15 protein-coding genes are annotated in these 17712 nt (G+C 66.2%); 14 read left to right on the forward strand and 1 reads right to left on the reverse strand.

The genetic code is table 11. The annotated features are described in order from the left end of the window. Positions 1-20: 20 nt before the first annotated feature. Complete coding sequence (ectA, locus tag A5785_RS05250) at positions 21-548, reverse strand: diaminobutyrate acetyltransferase (protein ID WP_039855190.1); 528 nt, start codon at positions 546-548, stop codon at positions 21-23. A gap of 187 nt (positions 549-735) precedes the next feature. Here ectA and rsmD point away from each other — a divergent pair, with 187 nt between their 5' ends. From rsmD to ffh, 14 genes are all read left to right on the forward strand, one after another. After that, complete coding sequence (gene rsmD, locus A5785_RS05255) at positions 736-1299, forward strand: 16S rRNA (guanine(966)-N(2))-methyltransferase RsmD (protein ID WP_064864798.1); 564 nt, start codon at positions 736-738, stop codon at positions 1297-1299. Beyond that, the gene (gene coaD, locus A5785_RS05260) at positions 1296-1784 is read left to right on the forward strand and encodes a pantetheine-phosphate adenylyltransferase (RefSeq protein WP_005205039.1); all 489 of its coding nucleotides are present in this window, start codon (positions 1296-1298) and stop codon (positions 1782-1784) included. The genes rsmD and coaD overlap by 4 nt, the downstream gene beginning before the upstream one ends. Before the next feature lie 174 nt (positions 1785-1958). Then, positions 1959-2795, forward strand: coding sequence for a DivIVA domain-containing protein (locus A5785_RS05265; RefSeq protein ID WP_372495407.1), 837 nt, complete (start codon positions 1959-1961; stop codon positions 2793-2795). Between the two features lie 52 nt (positions 2796-2847). After that, entirely contained in the window at positions 2848-3462 is a 615-nt protein-coding gene (locus A5785_RS05270; protein WP_005205036.1) for a YceD family protein, read from the forward strand. Between the two features lie 62 nt (positions 3463-3524). Beyond that, positions 3525-4244, forward strand: coding sequence for a ribonuclease III (gene rnc, locus A5785_RS05275; RefSeq protein ID WP_064864887.1), 720 nt, complete (start codon positions 3525-3527; stop codon positions 4242-4244). Further along, the gene (gene mutM, locus A5785_RS05280) at positions 4237-5139 is read left to right on the forward strand and encodes a bifunctional DNA-formamidopyrimidine glycosylase/DNA-(apurinic or apyrimidinic site) lyase (protein ID WP_064862208.1); all 903 of its coding nucleotides are present in this window, start codon (positions 4237-4239) and stop codon (positions 5137-5139) included. The genes rnc and mutM overlap by 8 nt, the downstream gene beginning before the upstream one ends. A 120-nt stretch (positions 5140-5259) precedes the next feature. Then, positions 5260-5730 carry an OsmC family protein gene (locus A5785_RS05285; RefSeq protein ID WP_064862209.1) on the forward strand — a complete coding sequence of 157 codons (471 nt, stop codon included), beginning with the start codon at positions 5260-5262 and terminating at the stop codon, positions 5728-5730. Positions 5731-5764: 34 nt separating this feature from the next. Next, the gene (locus A5785_RS05290; RefSeq protein WP_064862225.1) at positions 5765-6025 is read left to right on the forward strand and encodes an acylphosphatase; all 261 of its coding nucleotides are present in this window, start codon (positions 5765-5767) and stop codon (positions 6023-6025) included. Positions 6026-6090: 65 nt separating this feature from the next. Further along, positions 6091-9795, forward strand: coding sequence for a chromosome segregation protein SMC (gene smc / locus A5785_RS05295; protein ID WP_064862210.1), 3705 nt, complete (start codon positions 6091-6093; stop codon positions 9793-9795). Positions 9796-9914: 119 nt separating this feature from the next. Then, entirely contained in the window at positions 9915-11516 is a 1602-nt protein-coding gene (ftsY, locus tag A5785_RS05300; RefSeq protein ID WP_064864800.1) for a signal recognition particle-docking protein FtsY, read from the forward strand. Positions 11517-11691: 175 nt separating this feature from the next. Further along, entirely contained in the window at positions 11692-13035 is a 1344-nt protein-coding gene (locus A5785_RS05305) for an ammonium transporter (protein WP_064864803.1), read from the forward strand. 49 nt (positions 13036-13084) lie between these two features. Further along, positions 13085-13423 carry a P-II family nitrogen regulator gene (locus tag A5785_RS05310; RefSeq protein ID WP_005176661.1) on the forward strand — a complete coding sequence of 113 codons (339 nt, stop codon included), beginning with the start codon at positions 13085-13087 and terminating at the stop codon, positions 13421-13423. Between the two features lie 5 nt (positions 13424-13428). Next, entirely contained in the window at positions 13429-16062 is a 2634-nt protein-coding gene (locus tag A5785_RS05315) for a [protein-PII] uridylyltransferase (protein WP_064864806.1), read from the forward strand. Positions 16063-16152: 90 nt separating this feature from the next. Then, positions 16153-17709: a signal recognition particle protein gene (gene ffh, locus A5785_RS05320; protein ID WP_064864809.1), complete on the forward strand. Its 1557-nt coding sequence runs from the start codon at positions 16153-16155 to the stop codon at positions 17707-17709. The last annotated feature ends 3 nt before the right edge of the window (positions 17710-17712 follow it).

A 17712-nucleotide genomic window follows, 5' to 3' on the forward strand; every position in this document is an offset into this window, starting at 1 on the left:
GAAAACCCGCGCCAGAAGTACTAGGGCTCGCCGACCTTCGGTTCGAGCATGTAGAGATCCTCCGGCTGGTGTGCATCTGGGAAATCGTCGACGGCGAACAGGTCGCGTCGAACGAAGTCCAGGCCGCGATCTCGTGCGACCGACGCGAAAAGACGTTGGGACGCAACGTTGTCGGGGCTGATGGTGGTGTGCATGGCCACCACCGAACTGCGCCGGACGCGATCGAACAACTGGTGCAGCATCTTTGCTGCGATTCCGTGTCCGCGGAAGTCATCGTCGACGGCGACCTGCCAGACCATGAGGGTCGACGGGTCAGCGGGGCGTCGATAACCGGTGACGAAACCGACTGCACGACCATCGACTTCGGCGACAATCGAGGTGTCGGCGAAGTCGTGACACCACAGCACATAGGCATAACTCGAGTTGACGTCGAGAACCTGTGAATCCGAGGCGATTTCCCAGAGTCTGGTTCCGTCGGACACCGTCGGCGTCCGGTAGTCGATCGTCAGGACAGTTGATGGGGCCGTTCTCGTTGTGGAGGGGCTCATAACGTTCCTGACGTTAACAATGTGTGTCGGCGAAGTCATGCTGCTGCCGGAATCGGACACCGAAACCCCGCCGTCGGCACTGTTCAACGCCGGTTGTGATAGGGGTCACGTTTGTGCGATTTGTCGGTGTCGGACGGCTGAGACCCGGCGTTCTCATCGGGTAAGTATGGCGAGCAGAATACGAACGATGACGAGGATCATCGCAGGCGCTCTCGGTGGGCGACGGCTGACCGTGCCCGACGACGGCACCCGCCCGACCTCCGACAGGGTGCGCGAGGCTCTGTTCAGTGCGCTCGCCGCGCGCATCGACTTCGACGACTCGCGAGTCCTCGACCTCTATGCGGGCTCGGGGGCGCTCGCGATCGAAGCCCTCTCGCGCGGTGCGGCGTCGGCTGTATTGGTGGACAGCCGAAAGCGGGCCACCTCGGTCATCAGCGCGAATGTGCGGTCCCTCGAGCTGTCCGGTCGCTCGAAGGTGGTGACGTCCTCGGTCGGGTCGTACCTCGCGACAGCGAGAGCAGGCCGGCCGTTCGACCTGGTTTTCTCCGACCCTCCGTACGCGCTGGACACCGCGGACGTCGAGGCCGATCTCGAGCGCTTGAGCTCCGACGGGTGGCTCGCGGACGACGCGCTCGTCGTCGTCGAACGAGACGCGCGGTCGTCGGCGCCGAGATGGCCCGAGGAGTTCGATCTCATCGTGGAGAAGGTCTACGGGGAGACCCGCGTGGAGATCGGTAGGTTTACGCCATGAGCAGCGCAGTGATTCCAGGTTCCTTCGATCCGTTCACCAGGGGACATCGGTACATCGTCGAACGTGCGGCGTCGGCCTTCGACGAGATCGTGGTTCTCGTCGTGGTCAATCCCAACAAACATGGCCTGTTCAGCATCGACGAACGCATCGCGTTGATCGAGGAGGACTGTGCCGATCTGCCCAACGTCCGCGTCGACCGATGGACCGGTCTGCTCGTCGACTATCTGGCCGAGAAGAACATCGGAGTCCTGGTGAAGGGGCTGCGCTCTGGCGTCGACTTCGACTACGAACTCCCGATGGCGCAGATGAATCGCGAGCTCGCAGATGTCGAGACGGTCTTCATGCTCACCGATCCGCGCTTCGCTCATGTCTCGAGTTCGCTGGTCAAAGAGGTGGCGAAGCTCGGTGGCGACGCGTCGCCGTACCTCGCACCGCACATCCACCGACGTCTCGAGGCGGTCCTTGCGGGGGAGCGGACAGTCTGACGTTCACTGCTGACCCGTAGTCACAATCGCCACAGGCGACACGCCCATATCATCCGGCTCCGTAATCCCAGCGATCACATTCGGCACAATAGTCACATCAGTCTCAGGCGGACCCGCGTCACGACGACACAGGTCTCACTGACAAGTAATGGCATGAGCCGGATTGGGGTAGCTGTGTACCGGGTATTTGAAGCTCTCGACGAACTCGTGGCCATCGTCGAAGAGGCACGAAGTGTTCCCATGACGGCCGGCTGTGTCGTGCCGCGTGGCGATGTCCTCGAACTGCTCGACGACATCAAGGACTCGATTCCGGGCGAGCTCGACGACGCCCAGGACGTGCTCGACCAGCGCGAGAACATGCTCGGCGACGCCGCCGATCACGCCGACAAGGTCGTGACCACCGCGGAGTCGGAGTCCGACGCCATGCTCGCGCACGCTCGTGCCGAGGCCGACCGCCTCCTTGCCGACGCCAAGGCGCAGGCCGACCGCATGGTCGACGAGGCGAGCGCGCACGGAAAGAACCTGGTCGACGAGGCCAGCGCGGAAGCCCACCGGCTGTCGACGAGCGCAGCACGCGAGTTCGACGCCGTCACCGGGCGTGCACGTGCCGAGGCGCAGCGGACCATCGACTCGGCAAACAACACCTACGACAAGTCCGTCGCGGACGGCATCGCCGAGCAGCAGCGCCTGGTCTCCGAGACCGAGGTCGTCGCGGCTGCGAAGTCGGAGGCGGAGCGGATCATCGATGCCGCGCACGCCGAGGCCGATCGACTCCGCGGCGACTGCGATGTGTATGTCGACGAGAAGCTCGCCGAGTTCGAGGAGATCCTCACCGGGACCCTGCGCTCGGTCAACCGTGGACGCCACCAGTTGCGTACCGGCGCGGGCATGCACGACTACGTCGAATACCCGCGCAGCGTCGACGATGCAGGTGCTCGTCGGACGAGTGCTGAACAGGCACGACCCGGTTCGGCAGACCTGCACGACCACAGCTCGCCGCTCGCGGTCTGAGTGGCGCGTCGGGTCGTTCGATGAATGACCTGGTCGGGCGTATGGTGCACATGTGGCCGAGAATGCAGTGACTCAAGGTGCGCAGGCGCAGCGCGATCCCTTCGTCCTCGACATCCGATCGTTGGGCAGGCGTCCGGGGACGATGGAAGAGATCCATCGCACGGTCGTCGCTCCCCATCGGATCGGCGTGGAGATGATCGCGATACCCGCGGATTCCGACGTCGACCTCGACTTACGGCTGGAGTCTGTGTCTGAGGGCGTCCTGGTCACGGGCACCGTCTCCGGCGAGACCGAGGGCCAATGTGTGCGTTGTCTCGAACCCGTCGACGGCACGGTGACGGTGTTCCTGACCGAGCTGTACGCCTACCCCGACAGTGAGACCGAGCAGACGACCGACTCCGAGGACATCCACCGGATCGTCGACGACAGGATCGACCTCGAGCAGGCCGTCATCGACGCCGTCGCGCTCGAACTCCCGATGTCACCGCTGTGCAGTGAGGACTGCGCGGGCTTGTGCGCTGAGTGCGGTGTCCGGCTTGCCGTCGCGGAACCCGGCCACTCCCACGAGATCATCGATCCCCGCTGGGCCAAGCTCGCCGACAAATTCGGTTCGCTGGAGCAGAAGGGGTCGCAGGACTCCGACAGCGGCGAACGGGGCTCGGCGTGACCGGTGTCGACGACGCGACGTCGCCTGCACCCCAACCAGACAACCGTGACGCTGTCGCCTCTCTGGGAGCTGACTCCGGGGGTGTCGCGTCGTTGCTGGAAGCGCTCGGCACACCGATCGCGGATGAACTGCTCACACTCGCACTGACCCACCGCTCGTATGCCTACGAGAACGGTGGTCTGCCGACCAACGAGCGGCTGGAATTCCTCGGCGACTCGGTGCTCGGCGTGGTGATCACCGAACGGCTGTACAAGCGATACCCCGAACGTCCCGAGGGCGAGCTGGCCAAGATCAGGGCAAGCGTCGTCAACATGCATGCACTCGCCGACGTCGCGCGTGGACTCGGCGAGGGCGGTCTCGGGCGCCACCTCTTCCTCGGTCGCGGCGAGGAGATGACCGGTGGTCGCGACAAGGATTCGATTCTGGCCGACGGCCTCGAATCGCTTTTCGGCGCAATGTATCTCGACCACGGCCTGGAGACCTCGCAACGCATCATCCTTGACCTCTTCGACGAGATCCTCGACCGCGCAGGCCAACTCGGCGCGGGACTCGACTGGAAGACCTCGTTGCAGGAGTTGGCCGCCGAGCGTGGCTACGGGCCCCCGCAGTACCAGATCAGCTCGACCGGCCCCGATCACAGCAAGGAGTTCACCGCGCGTGCGGTGATCGCAGGCGAAGCACTCGGCGAAGGTGTGGGACGCACCAAGAAGGAAGCCGAGCAGAAGGCCGCATCCCTGGCATGGCAGGCGCTCACCGAGCGTGACGCCGTGAGCGATGCCTGAACTTCCCGAAGTCGAGACCGTCCGTGCCGGTCTCGAGAAGCATGTTGTCGGGCGCACGATCACCGACGTAGAGGTCCTCCACCCGCGAGCCGTCCGCAGGCACGTCGGCGATGCGCCCGATCTGGTCGGAAGGCTCAGGGGCGCAACGATTCTCGCTGCTCGTCGACGCGGAAAGTACCTGTGGCTCGACGTCGAGGCGCCCGACGGCGTCGACCGGTTCGCGCTCGTCGTCCACCTCGGTATGAGTGGGCAGATGCTGGTCGCCCGTGTCGGCGCACCCGACCACACGCATCTGCGGGTGCGCGCGACGCTCGACGACGGCAACGAGTTGAGGTTCGTCGACCAACGGACCTTCGGCGGGTGGCACCTCGACGACTATGTCGACGCCGAATCCGCCGACGCCGACACCGAACTGCCCGGCGACCCGGCGTCGCTGCCGCGCTCGATTGCCCATATCGCGCCCGACCCCTTCGACTCCGGGTTCGACAGGGACGAGGTGGTGCGTCGAATGCGCGGCAAGCACACGGAGGTCAAGCGCGCACTGCTCGATCAGTCGCTGATCTCCGGCGTCGGAAACATCTACGCCGACGAGGCCCTCTGGCGAGCGCGGCTGAACGGCACCCGCGTGACCGACGGCATCTCTCGACGCAAGCTCGCCGAGTTACTCGACGCCGCGACCGCGGTGATGAGCGACGCGTTGGCGGTGGGCGGCACGTCGTTCGACGCGCTGTACGTGAACGTCAACGGGCAGTCGGGCTACTTCGAGCGTTCGCTGAATGCCTACGGTCGGGCGGGTCAGCCGTGCCGACGATGCGGGACGCTGATGCGGCGTGAGGAGTTCATGAACCGGGGCTCCTTCTTCTGCCCGAAGTGTCAGCCCAGGCCTCGGCAGTAGCGGTTCATCGCTCCCAGCGTGAGAGATGTCGCGGCATAAGACGGCATCGGAAGCAGTTCTACTATTGCGAGCGGCGCCTCGGGTGCGCCGTCGTCGATTGCGAAGGGAGTCATCGCGCAGATGACCAGCGAGAATTCGTCCGCGACCACAGCGGCGCCGCAGGTATCGGATGCCGGCTCGGCACACACCGAGTTGTGGGTGCAGCGGACCGGTACGCGTCGCTACACCGGCAAGAGTTCACGTGGTGCGGAAGTTTTGATCGGCTCGCAGGACGTCGACGGCGTGTTCACACCGGGTGAGCTGCTGAAGATCGCGCTTGCCGCATGCACCGGGATGTCGTCGGACCGCCCGCTCGCACGTCGCCTCGGTGACGACTACGACGCGACGATCCGCGTCTCGGGCGACGCCGACCGCGAGAACGAGGTGTACCCGCGCCTGCGTGAGGTGCTCGACGTCGACCTGTCCGAACTCGATCCCGCCGCTGCGGAGCGACTGCTGGTGGTCGTCGAGCGCGCGATCGACTCGGTGTGCACGGTGGGCCGCACGCTCAAGGCGGGCACTGAGGTCGAACTCGTCATCGAGAGCGACTGACGCCCCGATGAGTGGTTCCGACCAGGTCGTTCGGATGACCGCGCATGTTCACGGACAGGTTCAGGGCGTCGGGTTCCGCTGGTGGACGCGCTCGCGCGCCCTGGAGCTCGGCCTGGTCGGTTCTGCGACGAATCTCGCCGATGGGCGGGTGCTCGTCGTCGCGGAGGGGGCCGAGCCGCAGGCGCACGCGCTACTCGACCTGCTGCGTTCGGGCGACACTCCCGGTCGGGTCGACCTCGTCGTCGAACGTTTCGATGCGCCACGGGATGACCTGCAAGGATTCGTCGAACGCTGATCCGCCGCTCAACCGCCTGCCCGGTTGCGCCTGCCTGCATCGGGTGATGGGTAGGCTTAACGGTCGTGCACCTGAAAAGCCTGACCCTGAAGGGCTTCAAGTCCTTCGCGTCGGCCACGACTCTGCGATTCGAGCCCGGCATCACCTGCGTGGTGGGCCCCAACGGCTCGGGTAAGTCGAACGTGGTCGACGCACTGACGTGGGTGATGGGCGAGCAGGGTGCGAAAGCGCTGCGTGGCGGCAAGATGGAAGACGTCATCTTCGCCGGGACGTCGGGTCGGCCGCCTCTCGGTCGGGCCGAGGTGACGCTGACGATCGACAACTCCGACGGCGCTCTGCCGATCGAATACTCCGAGGTCTCCATCACGCGACGGATGTTCCGCGACGGTGCGGGCGAGTACGAGATCAACGGGAGTTCGTGCCGGTTGATGGACGTGCAGGAGTTGCTGTCCGACTCGGGTATCGGGCGCGAGATGCACGTCATCGTCGGGCAGGGCCGTCTCGCGGCAATTCTGGAATCGCGGCCGGAGGACCGTCGTGCCTTCATCGAAGAGGCGGCAGGAGTCCTCAAGCACCGCAAGCGCAAAGAGAAGGCCGTTCGCAAGCTCGACTCGATGCAGGCAAATCTCGCGCGTCTGAGCGACCTCACCGCCGAACTGCGGCGACAGCTCAAACCGCTCGGACGGCAGGCCGAGGTTGCCCGCCGAGCTCAGACGGTGCAGGCCGATCTCCGCGACGCACGACTGCGGTTGGCCGCAGACGACCTGGTGACCCGACGCACGGAGATGGCCGAGCACACCGCTGTCGAAGAAGAGATTCGACGACGCTCCGACGAGGTCACCGCAGAACTCGACACCGTCAATGCCGAGGTCGCCGAGCACACCGACCATCTCGCCCAGGTCACTCCCGCTGCCGCGGCGGCAGGCCAGGCGTGGTTCCGGTTGTCGGCGCTCGCCGAGCGTGTCGACGCGACCAATCGGGTCGCAACCGAACGCAGCCGCTACCTCGCGGAGCCGACGGCCAGCTCCGGCGGTCCCGATCCGGAACAACTCGAACGCCAGGCTGAGGAGGCCGCGCTCACCGAGGCCGAAATGGCCGAGGCGGTTTCGCTTGCCGCCGAGTCGCTGGAGGTGTCCAAGCTCGAACTCGAGGAGTACGAGCGCGTCGCCGCGGAGGCGGAGCAGGCTCACATGGCCGCGGTGCGTGCGGTGGCCGACCGACGCGAGGGACTCGCGCGGCTCGAGGGACAGGTCGAGAGTCTGCAGACCAAGGCCGACGGCGTCGACGCCGAGGCGTCGCGCCTCACCGCTGCGATCGCAGCCGCCGTCGAACGCGCCGAAACTGCTGCGCAGCAACAGGATTCGGCAGCCGAATCACTGAGCCAGATGGAGGCCTCGGAGCAGGGCCTCGACGAACACCACGAGCGGTGCGTCGCGGCGCTGAATCTGTCGAATGAGCGGGTTGCGTCGCTGCAGGCCGCCGAACGTGAGGCGGAGCAGCGGATCGCGTCGCTGGCCGCGCGGATCGAGGCGCTCTCGGTGGGCCTCGAACGCAACGACGGCGGTGCGTGGCTGCTCGAGAATGCGCCGGAGGGTTTGGCGGGCTCCGTTTCGGACCTGCTGGCTGTCGACTCGGGTTTCGAGACGGCCATCGCCGGAGCGCTTGGGCCCGCCGCCGACGCGATTGCGACGGTCGACGCGCTCGCTGCCGTCCGCGCGCTGCAGGCGTTGAAGACCGGAGATGGCGGCCGGGCGTCGTTGCTCCTCGGCGGACTCGACGACGCCGCACCGCGTCGCGAGGTCGCGCTGCCCGACGGCGCGGTCTGGGCGAGCTCCGTGGTCACCGCGCCGTCGCAGATCAAGGGTGCCGTCGATCATCTACTAGCCGACGTCGTCGTGGTCGACGACGCCGAGCAAGGCGTCGACCTCGCGGTACGGCACGGCCTCCGGTGCGTCACGCGGGAGGGCGACCGCATCGGCCCTGCGTCGGTGGAGGGCGGATCGTCGCGTCGTCCGTCGACGTTGGAGGTCACTTCGGCGATCGACACCGCAACCGCAGATCTCGCCGCAGCGCATCGAACCACCGAGGAGACGCAGGCGGCACTCGAAGGTGCACTGACCGAACAGCGCGCCCGCCGCGAGGCCGCCGAAGAGGCGTTGGCCGCGCTGCACGAGTCGGATGCGGCCGTCGGCGGAGCCTACGAGCAACTCGCCCGACTGGGTCAGGAAGTCCGCGCGGCACAGTCGGAGGCCGACCGGCTCACGCGGCAGCGCGACCGCGCGGAAGACGGTCGCGGCGACATGCTCACCACCCTCGCCGAGCTGCGGGAACGCCTACGCCTGGCGCGTGACGAGTCGACGTCCGAACCCGACGAGGTCGGGGGAGACGGGGGCGAACGCTCGGCGGCTGCCGCTGCCGTCGCCGGTGCGCGTTCGAGTGAGATGGAAGCGCGTCTGGCGTTGCGTACCGCTGAGGAGCGCCTCGCGTCGGTGCGTGGCCGTGCCGATTCGCTTCGTCGTGCCGCCCAACGTGAACGGGACGCCCGTGAACGTGCCCGACGCCAGGACGAGGCTCGTCGGGTCGCGGCGCAGGTGGCGGCCGAGGTCGCCCAGGCTGCCACCGCGGTCTCCGAACGTCTCGTCGGCGCTGTCGCAACAGCACAGGCGGGTCGCGACGAGCTCGAGCAGGTCAAGGCCGCGCGCACCGAAACCCTCGAGGCGCTGAAGAGTCGAGCGGCGGCACTCACCGATCAGCTCAACGCCCTGCGTGATTCCGTGCACCGCGACGAGGTCGCCCGCGCGCAGTCCGCGTTGCGCATCCAGCAGCTCGAGGAGCAGGTACTGGAGAACTTCGCGATGTCGCCCGATGATCTGATCGCCGAGTACGGCCCGGACGTCCCGATGCCGCCCTCGGCGTTGGAGATGTCCGAGTACGAGCAGGCCAAGGAGCGCGGCGAGAGCGTCGTCGCGCCCGCGCCGCTGCCGTACGACCGCGCGACGCAGGAAGCGCGCGCGAAGAAAGCGCAGAAAGACCTCAATACCCTCGGCAAGGTGAATCCCCTCGCGCTGGAGGAGTTCGCCGCCCTCGAAGAGCGCTACAGCTTCCTGTCTGCGCAACTCGAGGACGTCAAGGCCGCGCGGAAGGATCTGCTCGACGTGGTCGAGGACGTCGACGCGCGCATCCTGCAGGTGTTCACCGAGGCCTACGCCGACGTCGAACGCGAGTTCTCCCAAGTCTTTTCGACGCTGTTCCCCGGCGGCGAAGGTCGACTCATCCTCACCGAACCCGGAGACATGCTGACCACGGGAGTCGAGGTCGAGGCGCGGCCACCCGGCAAGAAGGTCAAGCGGCTGTCGTTGCTCTCGGGTGGCGAGAAGTCGCTGACCGCCGTGGCGATGCTCGTGGCGATCTTCCGCGCGCGACCCTCACCGTTCTACGTGATGGACGAGGTCGAAGCAGCGCTCGACGACACCAACCTGCGCCGCTTGATCACCCTCTTCGAGCAGTTGCGTGAACGGTCGCAGCTCATTGTGATCACCCACCAGAAGCCGACGATGGAGGTCGCGGATGCGCTCTACGGCGTCAGCATGCGTGGTGACGGCATCACGACGGTGATCTCACAGCGTCTGCGCGGCCAGAACGTCGCGGTCACGGCAACCGCTCAGCCGGCAGTGGGTGGAGACAGCACCGACGGGGGAGACGGCGTCGGCGGGCAGGAAACCGACGTGCCGGATGCGACCACAGCGACGACGAACAGTGCGCCAACATGACAAACAGGGCGCCAACATGACAAACAGGGCGCCAACATAGAGAACGCCCCTTCCGCTGGTCGGCGGAGGAGCACGATGGACAACGCAGCCCGAGATATGCGGGAAGAACTGGAGAAGCAGTGAACACCGGAATCATCATCGGAATCGTCATCGCGGTCGTCGTCATCCTCGCGTTGATCGTCGCGGGTCTCGTCCTCGCGCGTCGACGACGCATCTCCCTCCACGACGACGAGCAGACACAAGTGGTCGACGGCTCGAAACCGCAGGTCGATCGCTCAGGCGGGTACAAGGCGTCGTCGGGCTTCAGCTTCAGCCAGGGTGGTGCGGCGTCGGGAACCGCTGTCGCGCAACCACCCGAGCCGACCATCGCGCCCACCGAGCGGACCGAGGTCGACGGTCAGCCCGGCGTCGGCGACGACGCATCGGTCCCGCGCGACTCGGAACGTCGCGGCATCACCAACGTCACGCTGCCCGATACCGCCGACGTCGAGACAGCAGACACTGCCACGACCGACGCCGCTGCGACCGACACCGAGACAACAGACACCGCGACAACCGACACCGCTGCGACTGCCACCACGGCACCGACCGCAGACACCACCGATACCGCTGCGACCACCGAAGAGTCGGCGCTGACCAGCGAATCGGTGCCGCTCGACGAGGACATCGATTCGTCGGTCACCACCCCGCTGTTCGAGGAGATCGTCGAGTCGGTCGGTGAGAGTCCCGACGAGATCATCGAAGAGATCGACGAGATCGAGGATGAGGAAGCCGCGGCCACAGCTCCGCCGCGTGAGGAGATCGAGCCGCCGGCAGGCCGACTCGGGCGGCTCCGCGGGCGTCTGTCGCGGTCGCAGGGCGCGATCGGCAAGAGCATGCTCGGGCTGCTCGGTGCAGGCGACCTCGACGAGGAGAGCTGGGAGGAGATCGAGGACACACTGGTCATGGCCGACCTCGGCTCGGCCGCGACCGAAGCGGTCATCGAACGGCTCCGCACCGAGCTGGCCACCAATCCGGTACGCAACGCCGACGACGCCCGCGCACTGTTGCGCCGGGTGCTCGTCGAACAACTACACCCCGAATTCGACCGTTCGATCCGCGCGCTGCCTCATGCCGACACACCGGCGGTGGTACTCGTCGTCGGCGTCAACGGCACCGGCAAGACCACGACGACGGGCAAGCTCGCGCGCGTGCTCGTCGCCGACGGTAGGCGCGTATTGCTCGGCGCGGCAGACACATTCCGCGCCGCGGCGGCAGATCAGCTACAGACGTGGGGCGAGCGCGTCGGTGCAGATATCGTGCGCGGCAAGGAACAGGCCGACCCGGCGGCAGTGGCATTCGATGCCGTCGCGAAGGGGATCGACGAGGGCGTCGACGTGGTGCTCATCGACACAGCGGGACGTCTGCATACCAAGACCGGTCTGATGGACGAGCTCGGAAAGGTCAAGCGAGTCGTCGAGAAGAAGGCTCCGGTCGATGAGGTGATCCTGGTCCTCGATGCCACCGTCGGCCAGAACGGACTGACTCAGGCGAAGGTCTTCGCCGACGTCGTCGACATCACCGGCGTCGCATTGACCAAGCTCGACGGAACCGCCAAGGGCGGCATCGTGTTCAACGTCCAAGAGGTGCTCGGCGTCCCGGTGAAGCTCGTCGGACTCGGCGAGGGAGCCGACGATCTCGCGCCGTTCGACCCGGAAGCGTTCATCGACGCGCTTCTGTAAGCTGCGAAAAACCTTTGAGACCATGTCCGATTCACCTGGCGATTTACCTTCGCGAAATGTGAATCGGGCTTTGGTTCACACGCTCGAAACACGGGAGCACCACAGCTGAAACCACTTCCCGACAGAGTCTTTGCAGGCGCCGAGCCGTCGGCGCGCTCTGAGGAGGTTTTCTACAGTGGTCTCTGCACTACCGGATAGTGTTTTCGGAGAGCCTGACGCCGGCAATACAGCATGGATGCTGGCCAGTGCGTCGATGGTTCTTCTGATGACTCCAGCGCTGGCCTTCTTCTACGGGGGTTTGTCTCGGGGTAAAGCAGTTCTGAACATGATGATGATGTCGTTCGGCTCGGTTGCGACCGTCAGCATCGTCTACGTCCTGTGGGGGTTTTCGGAGTCATTCGGAAATACCGTCACCGGTGACTCCGACATCTGGGGCATCTTCTCGAATCCGTTCTCGCTGTTCGGATCCGATCAGCTGATGAACACGGCGGGTACCGAAGACAAGCCGACATATGTGTTGTGGACCGGCGTCGATACCCACCTTCCCGCAATTGTCTTCCTGGCCTTCCAGCTCACCTTCGCCGTCATCACCGTCGCCCTGATCTCGGGTGCTGTTGCAGAGCGCGTGAAGTTCTCCACCTGGCTGGTGTTCTCGGTGCTGTGGTCCACCATCGTCTACTTCCCGCTCTCCCACATGGTGTGGGGCGGCGGTCTGATGTCGAACGCCGAAAAGGGTTTCGCGTCATGGATGTTCGGCACGAACTCGGACGGAACCGCGAACGTGGCGCCGATCGACTTCGCCGGTGGCACGGTCGTCCACATCAACGCCGGTATGGCCGGTCTGGTGTTGGCCATCATCGTCGGTGCCCGTGTCGGCTTCGGCAAGACCGCCTACCGGCCGCACAACATCCCGTTCGTGATGCTCGGTGCCGCACTGCTGTGGTTCGGTTGGTTCGGCTTCAATGCGGGCTCCGAGCTCGCCGCGGACATGACAGCAGGCAAGGTCTGGGTCAACACGACTGCCGCAACTGCGGCGGCGATGATCGGCTGGCTCGGGGTTGAATGGGTTCGTGACAAGCACGCCACCAGCGTTGGCGCGGCGTCGGGCATCGTTGCCGGTCTCGTCGCCATCACCCCTGCCTGTGGCGCGTTGACGCCGGTTGGTTCGCTCATCCTCGGCGTGATCGCGGGTGCTCTCGCAGCGGTTGCCATCGGGCTCAAGAACAAGTTCGGATACGACGATTCGCTCGACGTCGTCGGTGTTCACCTGGTCGCAGGACTCTGGGGCACCATCGGCATCGGCTTCCTGGCCAAGGACACCGGCCTGTTCTGGGGCGGCGACTACAAGCAGCTCGTCGTGCAGATCGTGATCGCCGCATTCGCACTCGCGTTCACCGGTGTTCTCACCACGATCATCGCTCTGGTGCTCAAGCCGCTCGGCTGGCGCATCAAGCCCGATGAGGAGAAGAGTGGCATCGATGAGGCAGAACATGCCGAGACCGCGTACGAACTGGCATGAATCCCCGGTCGTTGACTACTACGCTGAATCCTGTGGAGAGGGATAACCAATGAAGCTCATCACCGCAATCGTGAAACCGTTCACGCTTGAGGACGTCAAAGCCGGCCTGGAGCAGGCCGGGATTCTGGGAATGACCGTCAGCGAGGTGCAGGGTTACGGTCGCCAGAAGGGCCATACCGAGGTGTACCGCGGCGCTGAATACTCGGTCGACTTCGTTCCCAAGGTACGAGTCGAGGTCGTCGTCGACGACGCGGCTGTCGACAAGGTCGTCGATGTCATCGTGGAGGCCGCGCGAACCGGCAAGATCGGTGACGGAAAGGTGTGGGTCTCCCCGGTCGAGTCGGTCGTTCGCGTCCGAACCGGCGAGCGCGGCGCAGACGCTCTGTAGGCCCGTTGCCTTTCGTCAACTCCGACCGTGGCCCTGCGTCCGACGATTCGTCGGATGCGGGGCCACGGCCCGGAATGGGACCAGGCGGTGGCCCACTCGCAGCGACCGACCTGGCACGTACCCGTAAGCAACTCACCGAGGCCACCGGTGCCGGGAGGCTCGACGCCCCCGGGTTGCGGCAGGTTCTGGTCGACCTGCACGAATTCTGGCTGACAAGCAAGGCGGCCGAGCTCGGGATCGGGCCGCACAGCGGACTCGCGATCGTCGCCGTCGGCGGACTCGGGCGCGGGGAGATGCTTCCGCATTCCGACCTCGACCTGATCCTGCTGCACGACGACCTCGCCGTCGAACGGCTTTCAGAAGTTGCCGACGGACTCTGGTATCCATTGTGGGACGCCAACATTCCGCTCGATCACAGCGTGCGCACGGTCCCTCAGGCCCTGCAGGTCGCCGCCGAGGACACCACGGCCGCGCTGGGATTGCTCGAAGCGCGCCACATCGTGGGCGACGAGGATCTGTCGTCGCTGCTGATCGGGGGAGTGCGCCAGCAGTGGCGCACCGAGATCAGGCACCGCTTCCCTGAAGTGGTCGAGCACGCACAGGATCGATGGCGTCGCGCGGGAGATATCGCGCATCGCGCGGAACCCGACCTGAAGAACGGTCGCGGCGGCCTACGCGACGTGCAACTCCTCGGCGCGCTGGCGATCGCGCAACTCACCGACGGCATGGGAGGCCTGCGCCCCGACTCGCCGAATGCGGGGCCGCAGATGGCCTATCACCGATTGTTGGACATCCGTACCGAACTGCACCGGATCGCCGGACGGCCCCGGGAGCAGGTGCGCGCACAGGACGCCGACGAGATGGGTGCATCGTTGCGGATCGGCGACCGCTTCGACCTCGCGCGCGTGATCAGCGACTCCGCCCGCACGATCAGCTACTCGATCGACGTCGGCCTGCGGACTGCGGGTAATGCGTTACCGCGCCGCGGTCTGTCCAAGCTGCGGCGATCGCCCATCCGACGTCCGCTCGACGAGGGCGTGGTGGAGCACAACGGCGAGATCGTGTTGGCGCGCAACGCGATTCCGAGCAAAGATCCAGGACTGATCCTTCGGGTGGCGTCGGCGTCGGCGCGTACCGGACTGCCGATCAGTGCCTCGACGCTTTCTCGGCTCGCCGACTACGCACCGGAACTGCGCGAGCCGTGGCCGGCAGAAGCGCTGAGCGACCTGCTGGTGCTGCTCGGTTCCGGGCACCACATGATCGATCCCATCGAGGCGCTCGACCGCACCGGACTGTGGGGCAGACTCCTGCCGGAGTGGGGTGCGGTCCGTGACCTTCCGCCACGAGACGCGGTGCACACCTGGACCGTCGACCGTCACCTCGTCGAGACCGCCGCCTACGCGAGCTCGATGACCACCCGCGTCTCGCGACCCGACCTGCTGGTGCTCGGGGCGCTGATCCACGACCTCGGCAAGGGACGCGGTGCCGACCACAGCATCGTCGGAGCCGAACTGGCGGTACAGGTGGGCAACAGGTTCGGACTCTGGCCGCAGGATGTCGACGTGCTGTCGGAGTTGGTGCGTCATCATCTGTTGCTGCCGTCGATCGCGACGCGACGCGACCTCGACGATCCGGCGACCGCGACAGAGGTCGCAGAGACTCTCGGATATGACAGAGTGCTGCTGGAACTACTTGCGGCACTTGCCGAAGCGGATTCACGGGCCACGGGTCCCGGTGTGTGGGGTGAGTGGAAAGCGTCGCTGATCAACGATCTCGTCCGACGCACGATGCGGTTGATCGACGGCGAGACCCCCGAGGAGCCCGAACCGCTCAGTGCGCAGACGCGTGCACTCGCAGAGTCCGGTGAGTATGCGGTCAGCATCACGCCGGGGGAGGGACCGCACACGTTCACCGTGGTGATGGTCGCACCCGACACGCCGGGTCTGCTGTCGAAGATGGCGGGAGTCGTCGCGTTGAACGGGTTGCGGTCGCACTCCGCGACGGTTCAGGGAATCGAGACGTCGGACGGGCAACGCCGCGCGGTCAACACGTTTGTCGTGGTCCCGACATTCGGCTCGCCGCCGGAGGCCGGTCTGCTTCGCCAGCAGTTGATCGCAGCCGTGGAGGGCAAGATCGACGTCATCGAGCGTCTCGATGCGCGCGAAAGCAGTTCGCCGATCCCGACGATCGGCTCGGTCAATGCCGCACCGGGGATCGGAGCCGGTGCCGCGGCGGGAAGCACCGATCCCGCCGTCGATGGTGCCGGGCATCCCAAGAACGCGGTGCCCGCGCTGTTCGCCATCGCTCCGCCGCGGGTCCTCTGGGCCTCCGCGCCGTCCGACGACGAGGTGCTGATGGAGTTGCGCACCGACGACCGCCTGGGCCTGCTCAGTCGCGTCAGCAAGGTCATCGAGCAGCAGGGAGCCGACGTCCGGTGGGCGAAGGTGACGACGCTCGGGCCGACCGTCGTCGACAACTTCTGTCTACGTCTGGCCGACGACACCCCGCAGGCGCGTACCGCCTTGGCCGATGCCGTGATCGCGGCATGTCCACCGCCTCAGCCGCGTTCGGAGGACGACAACGACGGCGGCGCCGCGGGCACGACCGGCTCCGGACGCTCGGGCGTCCCGATCAGTTGACGATCGCGTTCACCCTGTCGACGGTCGGCAGGGTGAACGCGAGACGCACCGCTGCGGCGAGCACACGTCGGCTCATGGGACACTGGACCAATGTTCGACTCCCTCTCCGATCGCTTGACCGGTGCGCTGAAGGATTTGCGCGGCAAGGGACGCCTGTCCGACGCCGACATCGACCGCACCGCACGTGAGATCCGTCTTGCCCTGCTCGAGGCCGACGTCTCTCTTCCCGTGGTGCGCGCTTTCATCGCCCGGATCAAGGAGCGCGCCAAGGGCGCCGAGGTCTCGCAGGCGCTCAACCCTGCCCAGCAGGTCGTCAAGATCGTCAACGAGGAGCTCATCGGCATCCTCGGTGGCGAGACGCGGCGCGTGCAGTTCGCCAAGAACCCGCCGACCGTCATCATGCTCGCGGGCCTGCAGGGCGCGGGTAAGACCACCCTTGCGGGCAAGCTCGGCCACTGGCTCAAGCAACAGGGCCACACTCCGCTGCTCGTCGCCTGCGACCTCCAGCGGCCGGGTGCCGTTTCCCAGCTGCAGATCGTCGGCGAGCGCGCGGGTGTCCCGGTGTTCGCGCCCGATCCCGGGACCAGCATCGGCCAGGCGGGCGACCTGGGCACGGTCAGCCACGGCGATCCCGTCGCCGTCGCGCGTGCAGGCGTCGCCGAGGCCCGCGATCACCACTACGACGTCGTGGTCATCGACACCGCCGGTCGCCTCGGTATCGACGAGGAGCTGATGGGCCAGGCCTCCGACATCCGTGAGGCAACCCAGCCCGACGAAGTGCTCTTCGTCGTCGACGCGATGATCGGTCAGGACGCGGTGGCCACCGCGGAAGCCTTCCAGAGCGGCGTCGGATTCACGGGTGTCGTGCTCACCAAGCTCGACGGTGACGCTCGCGGCGGTGCGGCTCTCTCGGTCCGCGAGGTGACCGGCCAGCCGATCATGTTCGCGTCGTCCGGTGAGAAGCTCGAGGACTTCGACGTCTTCCACCCCGACCGTATGGCGAGCCGCATCCTCGGTATGGGCGACGTGCTCAGCCTCATCGAACAGGCCGAACAGCACTGGGATGCCGAGCAGGCAGAGGCCGCCGCACAGAAGATCAGCCAGGGCGAGCTGACACTCGAGGACTTCCTCGAGCAAATGCAGATGCTGCGTCGCATGGGACCGATCGGCAACATCCTCGGGATGCTGCCGGGCGCCAACCAGATGAAAGACGCTCTCTCGCAGGTCGACGACAAGCAACTCGACCGCGTGCAAGCGATCATCCGGGGCATGACTCCCGCCGAGCGCGACAACCCGAAGATCATCAACGCCTCACGCCGACTTCGCATCGCGAACGGCTCGGGTGTCACGGTCAGCGAGGTCAATCAGCTTGTCGACCGGTTCTTCGAGGCTCGCAAGATGATGGCCCAGATGTCCGGCCGCATGGGCTTGGGTGGCGGCTCTCGCAAGACCAACCGGAAAAAGGGCAAGGGCAAGAAGGGCAAAGCCAAGGGACGCGGACCGACACCACCGAAGGTCCGCGGCGGTTTCCCCGGTATGCCCGGTGGTTTCCCCGATCTCTCGGGCATGCCTGCTGGTCTCGACGAACTGCCGCCGGGCCTCGAAGGCATCGACATCTCGCAGTTCCAGCAGCCGAAGAAGAAGTAGCAG

The organism is Gordonia sp. 852002-50395_SCH5434458 (assembly GCF_001665905.1).
GTDB classification, from domain to species: domain Bacteria; phylum Actinomycetota; class Actinomycetes; order Mycobacteriales; family Mycobacteriaceae; genus Gordonia; species Gordonia jacobaea.

What these genes read in the sequence shown, in the direction of transcription:
- ectA (WP_039855190.1), bottom strand. Translation starts at nt 548, where the DNA reads ATGAGCCCCTCCACAACGAGAACGGCCCCATCAACTGTCCTGACGATC.
- rsmD (WP_064864798.1), top strand. Translation starts at nt 736, where the DNA reads ATGACGAGGATCATCGCAGGCGCTCTCGGTGGGCGACGGCTGACCGTG.
- coaD (WP_005205039.1), top strand. Translation starts at nt 1,296, where the DNA reads ATGAGCAGCGCAGTGATTCCAGGTTCCTTCGATCCGTTCACCAGGGGA.
- mutM (WP_064862208.1), top strand. Translation starts at nt 4,237, where the DNA reads ATGCCTGAACTTCCCGAAGTCGAGACCGTCCGTGCCGGTCTCGAGAAG.
- A5785_RS05285 (WP_064862209.1), top strand. Translation starts at nt 5,260, where the DNA reads ATGACCAGCGAGAATTCGTCCGCGACCACAGCGGCGCCGCAGGTATCG.
- A5785_RS05290 (WP_064862225.1), top strand. Translation starts at nt 5,765, where the DNA reads ATGACCGCGCATGTTCACGGACAGGTTCAGGGCGTCGGGTTCCGCTGG.
- A5785_RS05310 (WP_005176661.1), top strand. Translation starts at nt 13,085, where the DNA reads ATGAAGCTCATCACCGCAATCGTGAAACCGTTCACGCTTGAGGACGTC.
- ffh (WP_064864809.1), top strand. Translation starts at nt 16,153, where the DNA reads ATGTTCGACTCCCTCTCCGATCGCTTGACCGGTGCGCTGAAGGATTTG.